At 66.4% G+C, this 15,119-nt stretch carries 12 protein-coding genes; 8 read left to right on the top strand and 4 right to left on the bottom strand.

Annotation, left to right across the window (positions count from 1 at the left end):
• Window positions 1-17 precede the first annotated feature (17 nt).
• Complete coding sequence (locus BJA_RS12385; RefSeq protein WP_011085306.1) at window positions 18-1,181, bottom strand: PA0069 family radical SAM protein; 1,164 nt, start codon at window positions 1,179-1,181, stop codon at window positions 18-20.
• A gap of 210 nt (window positions 1,182-1,391) precedes the next feature.
• Between BJA_RS12385 and BJA_RS12380 the strand changes: the two genes are divergently transcribed.
• The 4 genes from BJA_RS12380 (at window position 1,392) to BJA_RS12365 (ending at window position 8,619) form a co-directional block, all read left to right on the top strand.
• A complete protein-coding gene (locus BJA_RS12380; protein WP_038965926.1) occupies window positions 1,392-3,779 on the top strand; it encodes a phosphoketolase family protein in 2,388 nt (795 codons plus the stop codon).
• A 4-nt stretch (window positions 3,780-3,783) separates the two neighbouring features.
• A complete protein-coding gene (locus BJA_RS12375; RefSeq protein WP_011085304.1) occupies window positions 3,784-4,980 on the top strand; it encodes an acetate/propionate family kinase in 1,197 nt (398 codons plus the stop codon).
• Window positions 4,981-5,062: 82 nt separating this feature from the next.
• On the top strand, window positions 5,063-6,991 hold the full coding sequence (locus tag BJA_RS12370) for a hypothetical protein (RefSeq protein ID WP_011085303.1): 1,929 nt from the start codon (window positions 5,063-5,065) through the stop codon (window positions 6,989-6,991).
• 11 nt (window positions 6,992-7,002) lie between these two features.
• Window positions 7,003-8,619 carry a PEP/pyruvate-binding domain-containing protein gene (locus tag BJA_RS12365; RefSeq protein WP_011085302.1) on the top strand — a complete coding sequence of 539 codons (1,617 nt, stop codon included), beginning with the start codon at window positions 7,003-7,005 and terminating at the stop codon, window positions 8,617-8,619.
• Here the strand turns inward: BJA_RS12365 and BJA_RS12360 are convergent.
• The gene (locus BJA_RS12360; RefSeq protein ID WP_028175591.1) at window positions 8,613-9,452 is read right to left on the bottom strand and encodes an RMD1 family protein; all 840 of its coding nucleotides are present in this window, start codon (window positions 9,450-9,452) and stop codon (window positions 8,613-8,615) included. The two genes, BJA_RS12365 and BJA_RS12360, sit on opposite strands and share 7 nt — an antisense overlap.
• A gap of 332 nt (window positions 9,453-9,784) precedes the next feature.
• On the opposite strand from BJA_RS12360, the gene BJA_RS12355 reads away from it, so the two are divergent.
• The 3 genes from BJA_RS12355 (at window position 9,785) to BJA_RS12345 (ending at window position 11,552) form a co-directional block, all read left to right on the top strand.
• Window positions 9,785-10,360: a glycosyl transferase gene (locus BJA_RS12355; RefSeq protein ID WP_011085300.1), complete on the top strand. Its 576-nt coding sequence runs from the start codon at window positions 9,785-9,787 to the stop codon at window positions 10,358-10,360.
• A 77-nt stretch (window positions 10,361-10,437) separates the two neighbouring features.
• Window positions 10,438-11,412 carry a bifunctional helix-turn-helix transcriptional regulator/GNAT family N-acetyltransferase gene (locus BJA_RS12350; protein WP_011085299.1) on the top strand — a complete coding sequence of 325 codons (975 nt, stop codon included), beginning with the start codon at window positions 10,438-10,440 and terminating at the stop codon, window positions 11,410-11,412.
• Window positions 11,412-11,552, top strand: a complete 141-nt coding sequence (locus BJA_RS12345; protein ID WP_157839392.1) for a hypothetical protein — start codon at window positions 11,412-11,414, stop codon at window positions 11,550-11,552. The genes BJA_RS12350 and BJA_RS12345 overlap by 1 nt, the downstream gene beginning before the upstream one ends.
• A gap of 210 nt (window positions 11,553-11,762) precedes the next feature.
• Here the strand turns inward: BJA_RS12345 and moaB are convergent, their stop codons facing one another.
• A complete protein-coding gene (moaB, locus tag BJA_RS12340) occupies window positions 11,763-12,326 on the bottom strand; it encodes a molybdenum cofactor biosynthesis protein B (RefSeq protein ID WP_038965931.1) in 564 nt (187 codons plus the stop codon).
• A 258-nt stretch (window positions 12,327-12,584) separates the two neighbouring features.
• Window positions 12,585-13,526 (bottom strand): KPN_02809 family neutral zinc metallopeptidase, encoded by a 942-nt coding sequence (ypfJ, locus tag BJA_RS12335; protein WP_011085297.1) that lies wholly within the window; start codon window positions 13,524-13,526, stop codon window positions 12,585-12,587.
• Between the two features lie 413 nt (window positions 13,527-13,939).
• Here ypfJ and BJA_RS12330 point away from each other — a divergent pair, with 413 nt between their 5' ends.
• Window positions 13,940-15,070 (top strand): site-specific DNA-methyltransferase, encoded by a 1,131-nt coding sequence (locus tag BJA_RS12330; protein WP_011085296.1) that lies wholly within the window; start codon window positions 13,940-13,942, stop codon window positions 15,068-15,070.
• Window positions 15,071-15,119: the final 49 nt, after the last annotated feature.

The raw sequence follows: 15,119 nt of genomic DNA, 5'->3' as shown, positions 1-15,119 counted from the left end.
CTCGTTCGCCTCGGCTCCTAGAACAGGCTGAGCTGATCGCCGTTCCGCTTCGGCCGCGCGAAGTGATCCATCGTCAGTTTTGCGCGACGCTTGTTGAGCCCCAGCCTGTCGCAGGCGATCTCGAAGCGGCGGCCGATGGTCCAGGCCATCGGGCCGGTGCCCTTCATGCGCTCGCCCCATTTCGCGTCGTAGTCGCGGCCGCCGCGCATGTCGCGGATCAACGTGAAGACGTGGCGATAGCGGTCCGGATAGTTCGCCATCAGCCATTCGCGGAAGAGGTCGCGCACCTCCAGCGGCAGCCGCAGCAGCACGTAGGAGGCTTCCTTGACGCCGGCATGGGCGGCCGCATCGAGAATTCGCTCGATCTCGGAATCGTTCAGCGCGGGAATCACTGGCGCGACCATCACGGTGGTGGGAATGCCGGCATCGGAGAGCTGCTTCAGCGCCTCCAACCGCTTCGGCGGCGTCGAGGCCCGCGGCTCCATGGTGCGCGCCAGCTTTGGATCGAGCGAAGTCACCGAGATCGCGACCTTGGCGAGGTTGCGCTTGGCCATGCGCGAGAGAATGTCGATGTCACGCGCCACCAGCGCCGATTTGGTGACGATGCCGACGGGATGACCAGCGCGCTCCAGCACCTCCAGGATGCCGCGCATGATTTTGCGCTCGCGCTCGATCGGCTGATAGGGATCGGTGTTGGTGCCGATCGCGATCATCCGCGGCTCATAGCCTGCTGCTGCGAGCTCCTTCTCGAGCAGCGCCGGGGCCTCCGGCTTGACGAACAGTTTTGACTCGAAGTCGAGCCCGGGCGACAGGCCGAGATAGGCATGGGTCGGCCGCGCGAAGCAGTAGACGCAGCCGTGCTCGCAGCCGCGATAGGGGTTGATCGAGCGGTCGAAGCCGATATCGGGCGAATCGTTGCGGGTGATCACCTTGCGCGAGGTGTCGACCGCGACCGTGGTCTTGAACGGCGGCAGCTCTTCCAGGCTCTGCCAGCCGTCGTCGAAGGCGACGCGCGCCTCGGCCTCATAGCGGCCGCTGGCGTTGGACTGCGCGCCCCGCCCCCGCCTGCGCTGCTTGTCGATGGCGACAGCGAGCTCGGGGAAATCAGAAGGCGCACCCGCCGGCTCGGAGGGCGCCGTGACCGGCGGGTGCTTGAGAGCATGAGAGGATGCTGGACTCATGAAGCCAAGATAGCACGCCAAAGGAACAAATCAAGAACAAGAACAAAAAACGTGAAAACAACCCCATGCACAGTAGAGGCGCCCAAACTTCGGGCGCCTGCCTTTGACCTCACGCAACATCGCCGTCACCACGATCTCGTTTGATGCCGCGAAGGATCGATCGCGCCGGAACTCGGTTGGTGACGATCCCGGGTGAAGGTCGGCAGGAACATGACAAATCAACAACAATCGGCCGCCGCGAGCAGCGACCTCGATCTCCTTGATCGCTACTGGCGCGCCGCCAACTACCTCTCCGTCGGGCAGATCTACCTGCTCGACAACCCCCTGCTGCGCGAACCGCTGCGGGCCGAGCACATCAAGCCGCGTTTGCTCGGCCATTGGGGCACGACGCCCGGCTTGAACTTCATCTACGCCCATCTCAACCGCGTCATCCGAGCGCTGGACCTCAACGTGCTCTATGTCTGTGGTCCCGGCCATGGCGGCCCGGGCATGGTCGCCAACACTTATCTCGAAGGCAGCTACAGCGAGATCTATCCTAACATCGCGCGCGATGCGGACGGATTGCGCAAGCTATTCCGGCAGTTCTCCTTCCCCGGCGGCATCCCGAGCCACGCCGCGCCGGAGACGCCCGGCTCGATCCACGAAGGCGGCGAGCTCGGCTACGCGCTGGTGCACGCCTATGGCGCGGCGCTCGACAATCCCGACCTGGTCGTCGCCTGCGTCGTCGGCGACGGCGAGGCCGAAACCGGCCCGCTCGCGGCGTCCTGGCACTCCAACAAGTTCCTGAACCCGGCGCATGACGGCGCGGTGCTGCCGATCCTGCACCTGAACGGCTACAAGATTGCCAACCCGACCGTGCTCGGACGAATGTCTGACAGCGAGATCCGCGATCTCTTCCGCGGGTTCGGCCACGAGCCCCTGTTCGTCGAGGGCGACGATCCCAAATTGATGCACCGGATCATGGCGGATGCGCTCGACGTCGCATTCGCCAGCATCCGCTCGATCCAGCAGCACGCCCGCGACGGGCGCAAAAATATCGAGCGGCCACGCTGGCCGATGATCGTGCTGCGCAGCCCGAAGGGCTGGACCGGTCCGAAGGAAGTCGACGGCAAGAAGGTCGAAGGTTTTTGGCGCGCGCATCAGGTGCCGGTCGCAAGCTGCCGCGAGAACCCTGCGCATCTGAAGGTGCTCGAAGACTGGATGCGCAGCTACGAGCCGGAGAAACTGTTCGACGCGAGCGGCGCGCTCGTCCCCGAGCTCCAGGCGCTGGCACCCGAGGGCAATCGCCGCATGGGCGCCAATCCGCATGCCAATGGCGGGTTGCTGAAGAAGGAGCTGAAGCTGCCGGACTTCCGCAGCTTTGCCGTCGAAGTGCCGCAGCCCGGCGCCGTCACGGGAGAAGCGACGCGCGAGCTCGGCAGATTTTTGCGCGACGTCATTCGCCTCAACGCGCAAGAGCGCAATTTCCGCATCATGGGCCCGGACGAGACGGCATCAAATCGGCTAGATGCGGTGTTCGAGACGACCGAACGTGTCTGGATGGAGCCGATCGAGCCTTACGACGTGCATCTTGCGCAGGACGGCCGCGTGATGGAGGTGTTGAGCGAGCATCTCTGCCAGGGCTGGTTGGAGGGCTATCTGCTCACCGGACGCCACGGCTTCTTCTCCTGCTACGAGGCCTTCATCCACATCGTGGATTCCATGTTCAACCAGCACGCCAAATGGCTGAAGGTGACGCGGCATCTGCCGTGGCGGCGGCCGATCGCCTCGCTCAATTATCTGTTGACCTCGCATGTCTGGCGCCAGGACCATAACGGCTTCAGTCATCAGGACCCCGGCTTCGTCGACCTCGTCGCCAACAAGAAGGCCGACATCGTTCGCATCTACTTCCCGCCCGATGCCAACACGCTGCTGTGGATCGCCGACCATTGCCTGCGGACGTACAACCGCATCAACGTGATCGTCGCCGGCAAGCAGCCGGCGCCGCAATGGCTGTCGATGCAGGACGCCGCCACGCATTGCGATGTCGGCATCGGCATCTGGACCTGGGCGGGCACGGAAGACGCGGGTGGCGAGCCCGATGTGGTGATGGCCTGTGCCGGCGACGTGCCGACATTGGAGACGCTTGCCGCCGTCGACCTGCTGCGCAAGGCGCTGCCGGATCTGAATATCCGCGTCGTCAACGTCGTCGACCTGATGACGCTGCAGCCGCAGGACCAGCATCCGCACGGCCTGTCCGACCGCGACTTCGACAGCCTGTTCACGCGCGACAAGCCGGTGATCTTCGCCTATCACGGCTATCCCCATCTGATCCACCGGCTGACCTATAACCGCACCAACCATGCCGGCCTGCATGTGCGCGGCTTCGCCGAGGAAGGCACCACGACGACGCCGTTCGACATGGTCGTGCTCAACGAGCTCGACCGCTACCACCTCGCGATCGAGGCGATCGAACGCGTGCCGGGTCTTGCGACCAGGGCCGCGCAGGTGAAGCAGCAGCTCCGCGACAAGCTGCTCGAGCACTCACGTTACGTACGCGAACACGGCGAGGACATGCCCGAGATCCGCGACTGGGTCTGGCCGGGCAAGCCGGGCTGACGCCATGCCGGCGCCAGAGGCGGTTCTCGTCCTCAACTCGGGCTCGTCGAGCATCAAGTTCGGCCTGTTCGAGATCTCGGCGGCCGAGCCTGCGCTGCTCTGCAAGGGCCTGCTCGACGAGCACGAGGCCAGGCCCCGGCTCGTCGTGAAAGGCCCCGCGGGCGAAGACCTGTTCGAGAAGCGGCGGGACGAGGCCGATGCCGACGGCGGCCACCTGTTCGCCGACGCGCTCGCCTTCATCGACGACCGGTTCGGCCAAGACAGCTTGCGCGCAGTTGGCCACCGTATCGTCCACGGCGGGCCGGATCATTCAGGCCCGGTCGAATTGACGGACGATATCACCGCGAAGCTGGAGGCCCTGACGCCGCTGGCGCCGCTGCACCAGCCGCGCTGCCTCGCGCCGGTCCGCACCCTCTCCGCGATCCGTCGCGCGCTGACCCAGATCGCCTGCTTCGACACCGCCTTCCATCACGGACTTGCACCGCCTGCGAGCCGCTTTGCGATTCCGAGGCGCTATGAAGAGCGCGGCGTCAGGCGCTACGGCTTTCACGGGCTGTCGTTCGAATATGTCGCGGGCCGCCTCGCCGGAATCGCGCCGCAGCTCGTTGCGAAGCGCACCGTCATCGCGCATCTCGGCAATGGCGCAAGTCTCTGCGCACTCCGCAACGGCCGCAGCGTCGACACCACGATGGGACTGACGCCGCTCGACGGCCTCGTGATGGGGACGCGAAGCGGCACGATCGACCCCGGCGTGCTGCTCTATCTGCAGCAGCACGAGGGGATGTCGGTCGAAGACGTCCAGCACCTGCTCTATCACGAGTCGGGCCTGCTCGGCGTCTCCGGCATGTCCGCGGACATGCGCACGCTGCTTGCGAGCCGCGAGGCTGCGGCACGGGACGCGATCGATCTCTTCACCTTCCGTGCGGCGCAGGAGATCGCGATGATGGCGACCACGCTTCAGGGGCTGGACTGTCTGGTCTTCACTGGCGGCATCGGCGAGCATGCCAGCGAGATCCGCAGCGCGATCGGCGAGCGTCTCGCCTGGCTCGGCGTGCGCATCGATGCAGCGGCGAATAGCGAGGGACGCGAGCGGATCGGCACCGGCGACAGTGCGGTCGATATTTTCATCATTCCCACCAACGAAGAGATCGCGATCGCGCGCCATTGCGCCGCGCTTCTGCGCGAACGACACGCTGCGTGACGGTTTTATGAATGATCTGTCGCAATGAGGCCGTCGCAACTTCGCGGCATAAGGACGGCATCAACCGTTGCGCGGACAGACCATGAAAACCCAGATCATCGAAGAACTCGGACAGGGCGACATCCTGTTGCCCGCGCTGGTGGCGGAAGGGCTTGCCGCCAATGACCGCATCAAGGTGCGGATGAGTGCGCTCCAGGCGGCGGCTCGGCATGCGCAAGATCCCGATCGTCCCGCCAGCGAGCTTGCGGTCGAGAGTCACGCCGCCGGCATTGCACCAGCCGCGATCGCAACGCTGATCGGCGGCGCCCATCTGGTCGGACCGTCCCGGCTCGCGGCGCCGAACCTCGCCAAGCTGATGAAGGAGATCCAGGACGACGCTGCGGCCATGATCCGCGCCGTCAGCGCCGGCGCGCCGTCGGACGGCGACAAGGCGAACGCGCGGCTGACGGCCGTCCGAAGCGCGGGTCTGCTCGATGCCACCAACGAAATCGATCTTTCCCGCATTGCGCGCCTGACCGGCGTTGCCGAGACGGCCGGCGACAGCCTCCATCGGCTGGTGATGGATCTGCACAAGGCGCTGAACAAGCTTGCGGTGAACTGTTCGGAGGAAACGCTCGACGGTGCCCATGTGTTCGGCCTGCACGGCGAAGATCGCGGCGCGGTGGAGGCCTTCATGAAAGGCCTGAACCAGACGCGAAGGCTGAAGTTCAACCACCCCGGTCTCGACACCATGGCGACCCGCTCGGGCGGCCGGCTGCTGATCCAGAACGACATCGGCACCACGGACGCCCATGTGGTGGTGATCGCGGTCAAGAAGAACGCGGTCACTGTCACCTACACCGACGTACACCTGGCGCGGGCAAAATTCTTCATCTCGCTGTTCGACAAGTTCGAGGCGAGTTGGAGCGGGCTCGACCGTCACACCGCCGCGGGCCTCGGCGAAGACAATTCATTCTATCTCGTCACCGGCCAGTATCAGCCGGCTCACGCCGCGGATCGCAACGAATTCCTCGCGGCCGTGGGCGCCGCGCTGGTGTTCCTGATCGACTGGAACAAGGCGCGCAAGCTGCTGCGGACCTGGGTTGCCAAGGACGACGCCACACGAATCCTGGAATGGGCGGCGCGACAGCGGATCGGCCATCGCGGCTTTCTCGAGCTCGGCGGCAACGAGCTGTTGGGGTCGGCGGTGCGCAACGCCGCCCCCGCGCGCATCGGCTTCGGCGAGCGGCTCGACCAGGCGCTCGGCCGCGCCGCCGCGATCGATTTTCTGAAGGCGGCACTGCGCGCCTCCACCGAGGCGCTGCTCGCAGGTCGCTCCGTCAGGACGGTCCGCGACCAGATCGAAGCCGACCTGGTGCGGCATCTGGAGCGCGTTGACGGCACCCTGCTCGCCGCGGTGCTGCGCCAGATCGGGCTTGCCCATGATCTCGTTGCGGCGATCTCCCGCCATATTGCAACGCTTCGGGCCGGCCAGCCGGCCGATCGCAAGCTGCTGGCGGTACGCTGCGGCGCGATCGAACAGAAGGCCGATCGCATTGCGCTCGAAACGCGCAAGGAAGTCGACCGGCTCAACGCCCGGCCAACGATCGCCCAGTTGATCGATCGCGCCGAAGAGGCCGTCGACGAACTGGAGCAGGCGGCCTTCATCGCCTCGCTGATGCCGGAGCGAACCGATCCGTCGCTGCTGACCGCACTCGCCGAACTCTGTGTGGTGGCGATGACCGCGACCGAGGTCGCGGCCAGCGGCGTCGCCGCGGCCACCGACGTGCCGGAAGGGCGGCGCGCCGATTCCGAGGATGCGCTGTCCGCCGTGAGCCGCCTGATCGATGCCGAACATGCCGCGGACGGCCACGAGCGTGCGACGACCGCGCTGGTCTTCGGCGGCGGCTTCGACGTCGCGACCTCGCTCTCGGTGCTCGAGCTTGCCCGCGCCATCGAGCGCGCCACCGACCGTTTCGCCGGCTTCGGGCATCTGTTGCGCCGGCACATCATGATCGATCTCGCAGCCTAGGGGGAAGCACCATGCATATCGTGCGTATCGGCGCCGAGGCGACCGAATTGCGTCCCGCCGAGGAGATCGGCGCCAAGGCCGCCAACCTCGCCCGGATGGCGGCGCTGGGCCTGCCGGTGCCGCCGGCTTTCGTGCTGCCGGTCAAGCTCTGCGCCGACATCATCGCGGGGCACGCGCATGCGGAGCGTCATCTGAGCGACGGGCTCAAGGAAGGAATTGCCTTCCTGGAGAGCGCGACCGGAAGGCGGTTCGGCGACCGGCGGCTGCCGCTGCTGGTCTCGGTGCGCTCGGGCGCCGCCCGATCGATGCCGGGCATGCTCGACACCGTGCTCAATGTCGGCTGCACGTCGGATGCCGTGCACGGCCTGATCCGTGCGACCGGCCGGCCGCGGCTCGCCTGGGACTGCCGGCGGCGCTTCCTGGAGAGTTTTGGCGAGACGGTGCTCGGGCTGGACGCCGCCGCATTCGCGGCCCGCATCTCGGAACTGGTCGAGGCCGAAGGTGCCGAGAACGATCGTGCGCTCGACAGCGAAGCGCTGGAGCGGCTTGCCGGCGACGAACAGGCGCTGGTCGAGGATCACGCCGATGGGTGGCTCGAGGATGCGGTCGCGCAGCTCGAGGCCGCGGCGCAAGCCGTCTACCGGTCCTGGACGAGCGAGCGGGCGAAGACCTATCGGAAACTCCAGCAACTCGAAGGGCTCCAGGGCACCGCCGTCACGGTGCAGGCGATGGTGTTCGGCAATGGCGGGCTGGCATCGGGTGCCGGGGTGGCCTTCTCGCGCGATCCTTCGACCGGCGCACCGCGCCCGATGATCGATCTCGTGCTCGATGCGCAGGGCGAGGACGTCGTGTCCGGGCGCCGCTCCCCCGACGCCGAGGATGCGATCGTGCGCGCACTGCCGCGGACCGAAGCCGAGCTTGGCGATATCCTGAAGCGGCTCGAGCGTGAATTTTGCGACGTGCAGGACGTCGAGTTCACCGTCGAAGATGGCAGGCTGTGGATCCTCCAGACGCGCGCGGCCAAGCGAACGCCGCGTGCGGCGGTCAGGATCGCGATCGACCTCGTGCATGAGGGGCTGATCACGCAGGACGAGGCGCTGGAGCGGATCGCCGGGATCGACCTCGCCTCGCTCGCCGCGACCGCACTGGTCTGCGCGGGCGAGCCGGCGGCGATCGGCATCGGCGCGTCCGGGGGCATCGGCGTCGGCCGCGCGGTCTTCGACGCCGAAAGCGCCCAGCGCCTGTCGGCCACAGGCGATCCGGTCATCCTGCTGCGTCCCGACACCAGCACCGCGGACGTCGCAGGCTTCGCGGTGGCGGCCGGCATCGTCACGGCGGTCGGCGCGCGGACCTCGCATGCGGCGCTGGTGGCGCGGCAGATGGGCAAGCCCTGCGTGGTCGGCTGTCACGCGCTGAAGATCGATCCTGTCTCGCGGCAGGCCCAGCTTGCCGACGCGACATTGTCGGAGGGCGACTGGATCACGATCGAGGGCGATGCGGGACAACTCTATCTCGGACGCTGCCGCACGGTGGAGACGCGCCCCGACGCCGAACTCGCCGAGATCGCGAAATGGCAATCGCAGGCCGGCGACCTCGATCCGCCGGCACGCGCCGCCGCGGCTCAGTGAATGCCGGCGAAGATCTGGATACACCCGATCGCGACCTCGATCAGGATCAGCACCACCACGGCGATCTCGAGACGCAACGAGCGCTCGGTGTCGATGATGTCTGTCAGCGCATTGGCCGTCTCGGACACGGCGGTGAGCTTGCGCTCGAGCGTGTCGAGGCGCTCCTTCAATTCGTACTCGTCTTCGAGGCGGGCATAGAGCCGGTCGAGCTCGGGCTTCTCCCAGAGCACGTCGGGCTTCTCGGCGACGGCGACGCGGCCGGCGACGCGCTGCTGCACCAGCAGCGCGTTGCCGATCAGTTGCAGAATGGCCCTGCGCCGGCGCGGCGTGCGGCCGCGCTCGGCGAGCTCGCGCGCGAACGGCTCGATGACGTCGAACACGGCCGCGACACGCCGTTCGTCGCGCGCCAGCGACGTGCTCTTGGCGAGCGCGTCGGCAACCAGAAGCAACCGGTCGTCGGAGAATTTGGCGAGGCAGATCGGCCCGCCCGGCTGGATCACCTCGGCGTTCTCGTCGTTGCAGAGCTGCGCCTGCGCGGTCTCTTCCTCATAGGGGCTGAGCTCGCCGATCACGCGCGGCTTCAGGCTGTCGATCAGCACCTTCTCCTCCGAAGGCAACAGGCCGATCAGCACCACGACGCCGTAGCGGAAGATCACGGCAAGGCCGGCATGGACGCGGAAGGCGGCCGGCGTCGACGACACCAGCGCGCCGAGCTCGAGGCCCGAAGCATTGATGCGGTCGCCCAGCATCAGCGCCCGGATCCGCAAGGTCGGCGCGGCGGCCGGCCTGGGAGATGTCGACGGCGCGCTAACAGCAAGTTGATCGGCAGTCATACGAAGCCCTCTTCAGCACAATGGATTGCCTGCTTTTCCCGTTCCCGGGCGTCGTTCCGCTCGCATCCTCCTCTCGTAGGATTGCGATCCGCCTGCGTGGCGCGCAAGATCGGAACGAAACTCCGGGTTAATACGGTCAAGACAAAGCTGCGCCGAAATATTCAGCAACATTGCCATCCCGCGCGGGACATCTTTGGATGCGATGGCTCTGGCAGTTTACCATCGAACGGCGGAGCCCCCGCCGAAAAGTTGCACTCGGCATTGCCGCGTGTTTATGACAACATCATAACAAGTTACGCTTCTCCCGAAGTGCGGACATCGAAGCCTCAACCATGCTGAGCGTCATCATTCCGACCGAGGGCGTCGAGCAGACGGCGGTCGCAACTCTGGCCGCGCTGGTCCCCGGCGCCGCCGCGGGCATCGTCCGGGAAGTGCTCCTGGTCGACGGCACCCGCAACGGCGTCATCGAGCGCGTGGCCGACGTCGCCGGCTGCCGTTTCATCGGCTTCGAGGGATCCTCGCAGGGCGCGGCGCTGGCCGCCGGTGCGCTCCAGGCCCGGTCGGCCTGGCTGATGTTCCTGCCCGCAGGCGCGGTGCTGGAAACCGGCTGGATCGAGGAGACCACCCAATTCATCCAGGCCGTCGCGAGCAGCGGCCGGGACCGCGCGGCGGTGTTCCGCTACGCCCGCTCGCCCTACGCCGACACCGGATTCCGCGACATGCTCCGCGCCGTGGCCCGCAAGCTGGTCGGCCCGCTCGGCGATCAGGGACTTTTGATCGCGCGTGACCATTACGACCGGATCGGCGGCTACCCGCCCCAGGCCCGCCGCTCCGAGGCGCGGCTGCTGCGCCGGCTCGGCCGCTCGTCCCGAACCATGCTGCGCAGCCGGATCGTCATGGTCGGCTGAAGTCACTTTTTAGACTCGCCCTTGATACTTGCCAACGTCAAATAATTGTTTGACAATGGCAAATATTGAGGTGACCCATGCCGTCAAGCCCTCTGCCATCAAGCTCGTCGTCATCAAGCGCTGCGGCCGGACAGGTCGCCGACGACCAGGTTCAGGCGGTCCGCGCCTTCAACCGCTTCTACACCCACAAGCTCGGCGTTCTCGACCAGCAGCTCCTGAAGAGCCCGTTCTCGCTGAGCGAGGCCCGCGTGCTCTACGAGCTCGCCCATGGAGGCGAGCAATCGGCCAAGGAGATCGGCATCGCGCTCGGGCTCGACGCCGGCTATCTCAGCCGCATCGTGCAGAATTTCGACGAGAGCGGCCTGATCGCGCGCAAGCCGCTTGCCAGCGACCGCCGGCAGGTTCAGCTCAGCCTGACCGCAAAGGGCCGCCAGGCCTTCGCCAAGCTGGAGCGCTCGTCCCAGGAGGACGTCGCCGCGATGCTGCGGCCGCTGCCGGACGAGGAGCGCAGGCGGCTCACCGGAGCGATGGAGACGATCGAGCGGCTGCTCGCTTTGCCGCGCGCGCCGGCGCCGCGCGCGATCCTGCGCGATCCCCGCCCCGGCGACATGGGCTGGGTGGTGCAGAGCCACGGCGCGCTCTATGCCGGCGAATACGGCTTCGATTCCGGCTTCGAGGCGCTGGTGGCCGAGATCGTCGCCAAATACATGACCTCCTACGATGCCTCGCGCGAGCGCTGCTGGATCGCCGACATCGAGGGCCGCCCGGTCGGCTCGGTGTTCCTGGTGAAGGCCAGCGACGACGTCGCCAAGCTGCGGCTGCTGCTGCTCGACCCCGCCGCACGCGGACAGGGTCTCGGCCAGCGGCTGGTCGCCGAATGCGTCTCGTTCGCACGGGCCTGCGGCTATCGGCGGATGACACTGTGGACGCAGAGCAATCTCACAGCCGCGCGAAAAATCTATCAGGATGCCGGCTTCAAGCTGGTCGCCACCGAGCCGCACCGCAGCTTCGGCCAGAACCTCGTCGGCGAAACCTGGGAGCGCGATCTCTGATGCACCAGCGGCACCAATCCGCGCACCGCATCACCGGAGAGCTCGTCGATCTCTACAAGCGCCGGGCGCGACGCCTGCACGCGGAGGCGTGCCGGCAGATGTGGCTGATGGTGTGGAGTTCGCTGACCAACAAATTCTAGTCGAGAACGAGTGTCGCAAAGAGCGAGATGCGCATCGCGATGCCCTCGCCCCTTGTGGGAGAGGGCAGCGACGCCGGTAGACGCGGGCTCAGTTGGGTGAGGGGTATGTCTCCGCGAGCACAGGTCTCCGCGGAGGGAACCCCTCATCCGGCGCTTCGCGCCACCTTCTCCCACAAGGGGGAGAAGGGAAGAAAGCGTCAACGCCGGCAACTACGCAGTCGCGCCTTGCGCCTTCGGCCGGCGCAGATGCTCGTCGAGGCGCGGCATGATCTCGACGAAATTGCAGGGGCGCGTGCGGTAGTCGAGCTGAGCGGCGAGAATGCCGTCCCAGCCGTCGCGGCAGGCGCCGGGAGAGCCGGGCAGGCAGAAGATGTAGGTTGCCCCGGCAACGCCCGCGGTGGCGCGGCTCTGGATCGTCGAGGTGCCGATCTTGGCGTGGCTCAGCATGTGGAATGCGATCGAGAAACCGTCCATGCGTTTCTCGAACAAGGGCTCGATCGCCTCCGGCGTGACGTCGCGCCCGGTGAAGCCGGTGCCGCCGGTGGTGATGACGACGTCGACGCCGCTATCCGCAATCCAGCGGCGGATGACGGCGCGGATCGCCTCGACGTCGTCGGTGACGATCTCGCGCGCGGCAAGATGATGGCCCGCGCCGGTGAGGCGGTCGGCCAGCGTCTGGCCGGACTTGTCGTCGGCGAGCGCGCGCGTGTCGGAGACGGTCAGCACCGCGATGTTGAGCGGGATGAACTGTTTTGCTTCGTCGATCGAGGCCACGACTTCACTCCTGTTTCCCCGGCCACCGCCGTCATCCCCGGACGAACGCATTTGCGTTCGCTCGGGAGGTGCGCGCTCTTGCGGCGCAAGCGCACCGCAAGGGCGCACCTCGAAGGATGGGCCGGGAGCTCGCCATCCTTCGAGGCTCGCCGAAGAGGCGAGCACCTCAGGATGACGCCACTACTCCTGCATTCCCGGATGCGCAATTGGGCATCATAGTTCGTGCTGCGCTACGTCCGGGGCACGAAGTCCAGTGTACTACGACCCGCCGCCGAACGTGTTGCAGGCCTGGACCGTGCCCTGCTGGTAGCCGGTCATGAACCATTGCTTGCGCTGCGCGGCCGAGCCATGGGTGAAGGAATCGGGCACGACGCGTCCGGTGGCCTGACGCTGGAGCGTGTCGTCGCCGATCGCACTGGCCGTGGTCAGCGCGGCGTCGATGTCGCCGGCTTCCAGGAAGTTCGGACGCTTCTTCGCCTCGCGGTTGACCCAGACGCCGGACAGACAGTCCGCCTGCAACTCCACCTTGACCTGGAGCGCGTTGGCCTCGGCCTTGCTGCCGGCCTGCTGCTGAAGCCGCGTCACGCGCGGAATGATGCCGAGCAGGTTCTGGATGTGGTGGCCGGCTTCATGCGCGATGATGTAGGCGGTGGTGAAATTGCAGGCCGACTTGCCGGAGCAGCCGCGGAAGCGCGTCTCGACCTCGCGGAAGAAGCCGGTGTCGAGGAAGATGGTGCGATCCGGCGGACAGTAGAAGGGGCCCATCGCCGACTGCGCCATGCCGCAGCGGCCGCCATTGGTGGCGTTGCGGAACAGCACGATCTTCGGACCGGTGTAGGACTGGCCGCTGGCCTGGAAGATCTCGCTCCAGCGGTCGTCGATCTCGCCGAGGATGCCGGAGATCATGCTGCCCATCTCGTCGGTCGGCGCGCCGCGCTTGGCCGACGTCGACTGGCGATCGGTCTGGTAGCTCGGCGCCTGGCCGCCGCCGGTGAGGATCTCGGCGCCGCCGATCAGGATGCGCGGATCGATGCCGAAGGCGTAGCCGATCAGGCCGAGCACGATGATGGTGCCGATGCCGAGCCCGCCGCCGCCCATGGGCAGGCCAAACCCGCCGCCTCCGCCGCCGCCAAACCCGCCGCCGCCTTCGTCGCGACGATCCTCGATGTCGTCGCTGCGGCGGAAATCATCGTAGCGCATGGCGGGCTTCCCTTAAGTCCTTGATGGCGTCAATTGGGCGCAAATGCGACAAAGCTCAACGCGCCACATACGTAAAATTTCCGTTGCCTTTATCAATATCCCGCTCGGCAATTATTGCCTAGTGCGACAGCATGCCGATGCCAGCAATTTTTTCCGAGGGTTGAGCAATTTTTTCCGAGAGAAATTTGGAGTCGTTTCGCAGCTCCAGCGGCTCCCGCAGCGCGAAGAAACGAGAAATACACTGTAAAACTCGGCGAATGCGAACAGCGAACCACGCACGACGCGCGATGCGAGGCCTGCACACGAAAGCGGCGGATTAAGTCGATTTTTACTTTGCCCCTTCAATGTAACGGTCAGTCGGTTGTTTGGTCCCGCGTCGCCGACAGCGTCGCCTGAGTCAGAGTTCTTGAGTCATGGTAGAGTCGCGTCGCGGGGCGTCTGCAAGGGCGCCCCGCACAAATTTTGAGTCTTCGTCGCATCGCATCATCCTCGGTGATTGCGTCGCCGAGATGTCGAAGCTTCAGGCTGGTTCGGTCGATCTGGTGTTCGCAGATCCGCCGTACAATCTCCAGCTCAAGGGCGATCTGAAGCGCCCCGACGAATCCCATGTCGATGCCGTCAACGACGACTGGGACAAGTTCGATTCATTCTCCGCCTATGACGATTTCACCCGCGCCTGGCTGCTTGCCGCCCGCCGCGCGATGAAGCCGTCGGCGACGATCTGGGTGATCGGCTCCTATCACAACATCTTCCGCGTCGGCGCGATCATGCAGGACCTCGGTTTCTGGCTCCTGAACGACATCGTCTGGCGCAAGACCAACCCGATGCCGAACTTCCGCGGCCGCCGCTTCACCAACGCGCACGAGACCATGATCTGGGCCGCGCGCGACGAGAAGGCCAAGGGCTACACCTTCAACTACGAAGCGCTGAAGGCCGCCAACGAGGACGTGCAGGCACGTTCCGACTGGCTGATCCCGCTCTGCACCGGCGAGGAGCGCCTCAAGGGCGCCGACGGCAAGAAAGTGCATCCGACGCAGAAGCCGGAAGGCCTGCTCGCGCGCGTGCTGCTGTCGTCATCGAAGCCCGGCGATCTCGTGATCGACCCCTTCAACGGCACCGGCACCACCGGCGCCGTCGCCAAACGTCTCGGCCGCTCCTATATCGGCTTCGAGCGCGACAAGACCTACGCCAAGGCCGCCGAGGCCCGCATCGCCGCGGTCGAGCCGCTGCCGGAGGCAAGCCTTGCCCCGTTCATGACCGCGCGCGAGGCGCCGCGGGTCGCGTTCTCCGAGCTGATCGAGCGCGGCATGATCATGCCCGGCACGAAGCTGTTCGACGCCAAGAAGAAGCTCGGCGCACTGGTCCGCGCCGACGGCGCCATCATGTTCGGCGACAAGGTCGGCTCGATCCACCGCATCGGCGCGGTGGCGCAGGGCGCGCAGGCCTGCAACGGCTGGACCTTCTGGCACGTCGAGACCAAGAAGGGTCTCAAGCTGATCGACGAGCTCCGCGCCGAGATCCGCTCCGGCATGGCGGCGGAGTAGTCCTCCCTCTCCTCCGTCATTCCGGGGCTCGCGAAGCGAGAACCGGAAT

It is taken from the genome of Bradyrhizobium diazoefficiens USDA 110 (assembly GCF_000011365.1).
Lineage (GTDB): Bacteria > Pseudomonadota > Alphaproteobacteria > Rhizobiales > Xanthobacteraceae > Bradyrhizobium > Bradyrhizobium diazoefficiens.
This window is presented reverse-complemented; position numbering and strand designations above follow the sequence as displayed.

Coding starts and splice junctions, on each gene's coding strand:
- BJA_RS12385 (WP_011085306.1), bottom strand. CDS start 1,181: ATGAGTCCAGCATCCTCTCATGCTCTCAAGCACCCGCCGGTCACGGCG.
- BJA_RS12380 (WP_038965926.1), top strand. CDS start 1,392: ATGACAAATCAACAACAATCGGCCGCCGCGAGCAGCGACCTCGATCTC.
- BJA_RS12375 (WP_011085304.1), top strand. CDS start 3,784: ATGCCGGCGCCAGAGGCGGTTCTCGTCCTCAACTCGGGCTCGTCGAGC.
- BJA_RS12370 (WP_011085303.1), top strand. CDS start 5,063: ATGAAAACCCAGATCATCGAAGAACTCGGACAGGGCGACATCCTGTTG.
- BJA_RS12365 (WP_011085302.1), top strand. CDS start 7,003: ATGCATATCGTGCGTATCGGCGCCGAGGCGACCGAATTGCGTCCCGCC.
- BJA_RS12360 (WP_028175591.1), bottom strand. CDS start 9,452: ATGACTGCCGATCAACTTGCTGTTAGCGCGCCGTCGACATCTCCCAGG.
- BJA_RS12355 (WP_011085300.1), top strand. CDS start 9,785: ATGCTGAGCGTCATCATTCCGACCGAGGGCGTCGAGCAGACGGCGGTC.
- BJA_RS12350 (WP_011085299.1), top strand. CDS start 10,438: ATGCCGTCAAGCCCTCTGCCATCAAGCTCGTCGTCATCAAGCGCTGCG.
- BJA_RS12345 (WP_157839392.1), top strand. CDS start 11,412: ATGCACCAGCGGCACCAATCCGCGCACCGCATCACCGGAGAGCTCGTC.
- ypfJ (WP_011085297.1), bottom strand. CDS start 13,526: ATGCGCTACGATGATTTCCGCCGCAGCGACGACATCGAGGATCGTCGC.
- BJA_RS12330 (WP_011085296.1), top strand. CDS start 13,940: ATGGTAGAGTCGCGTCGCGGGGCGTCTGCAAGGGCGCCCCGCACAAAT.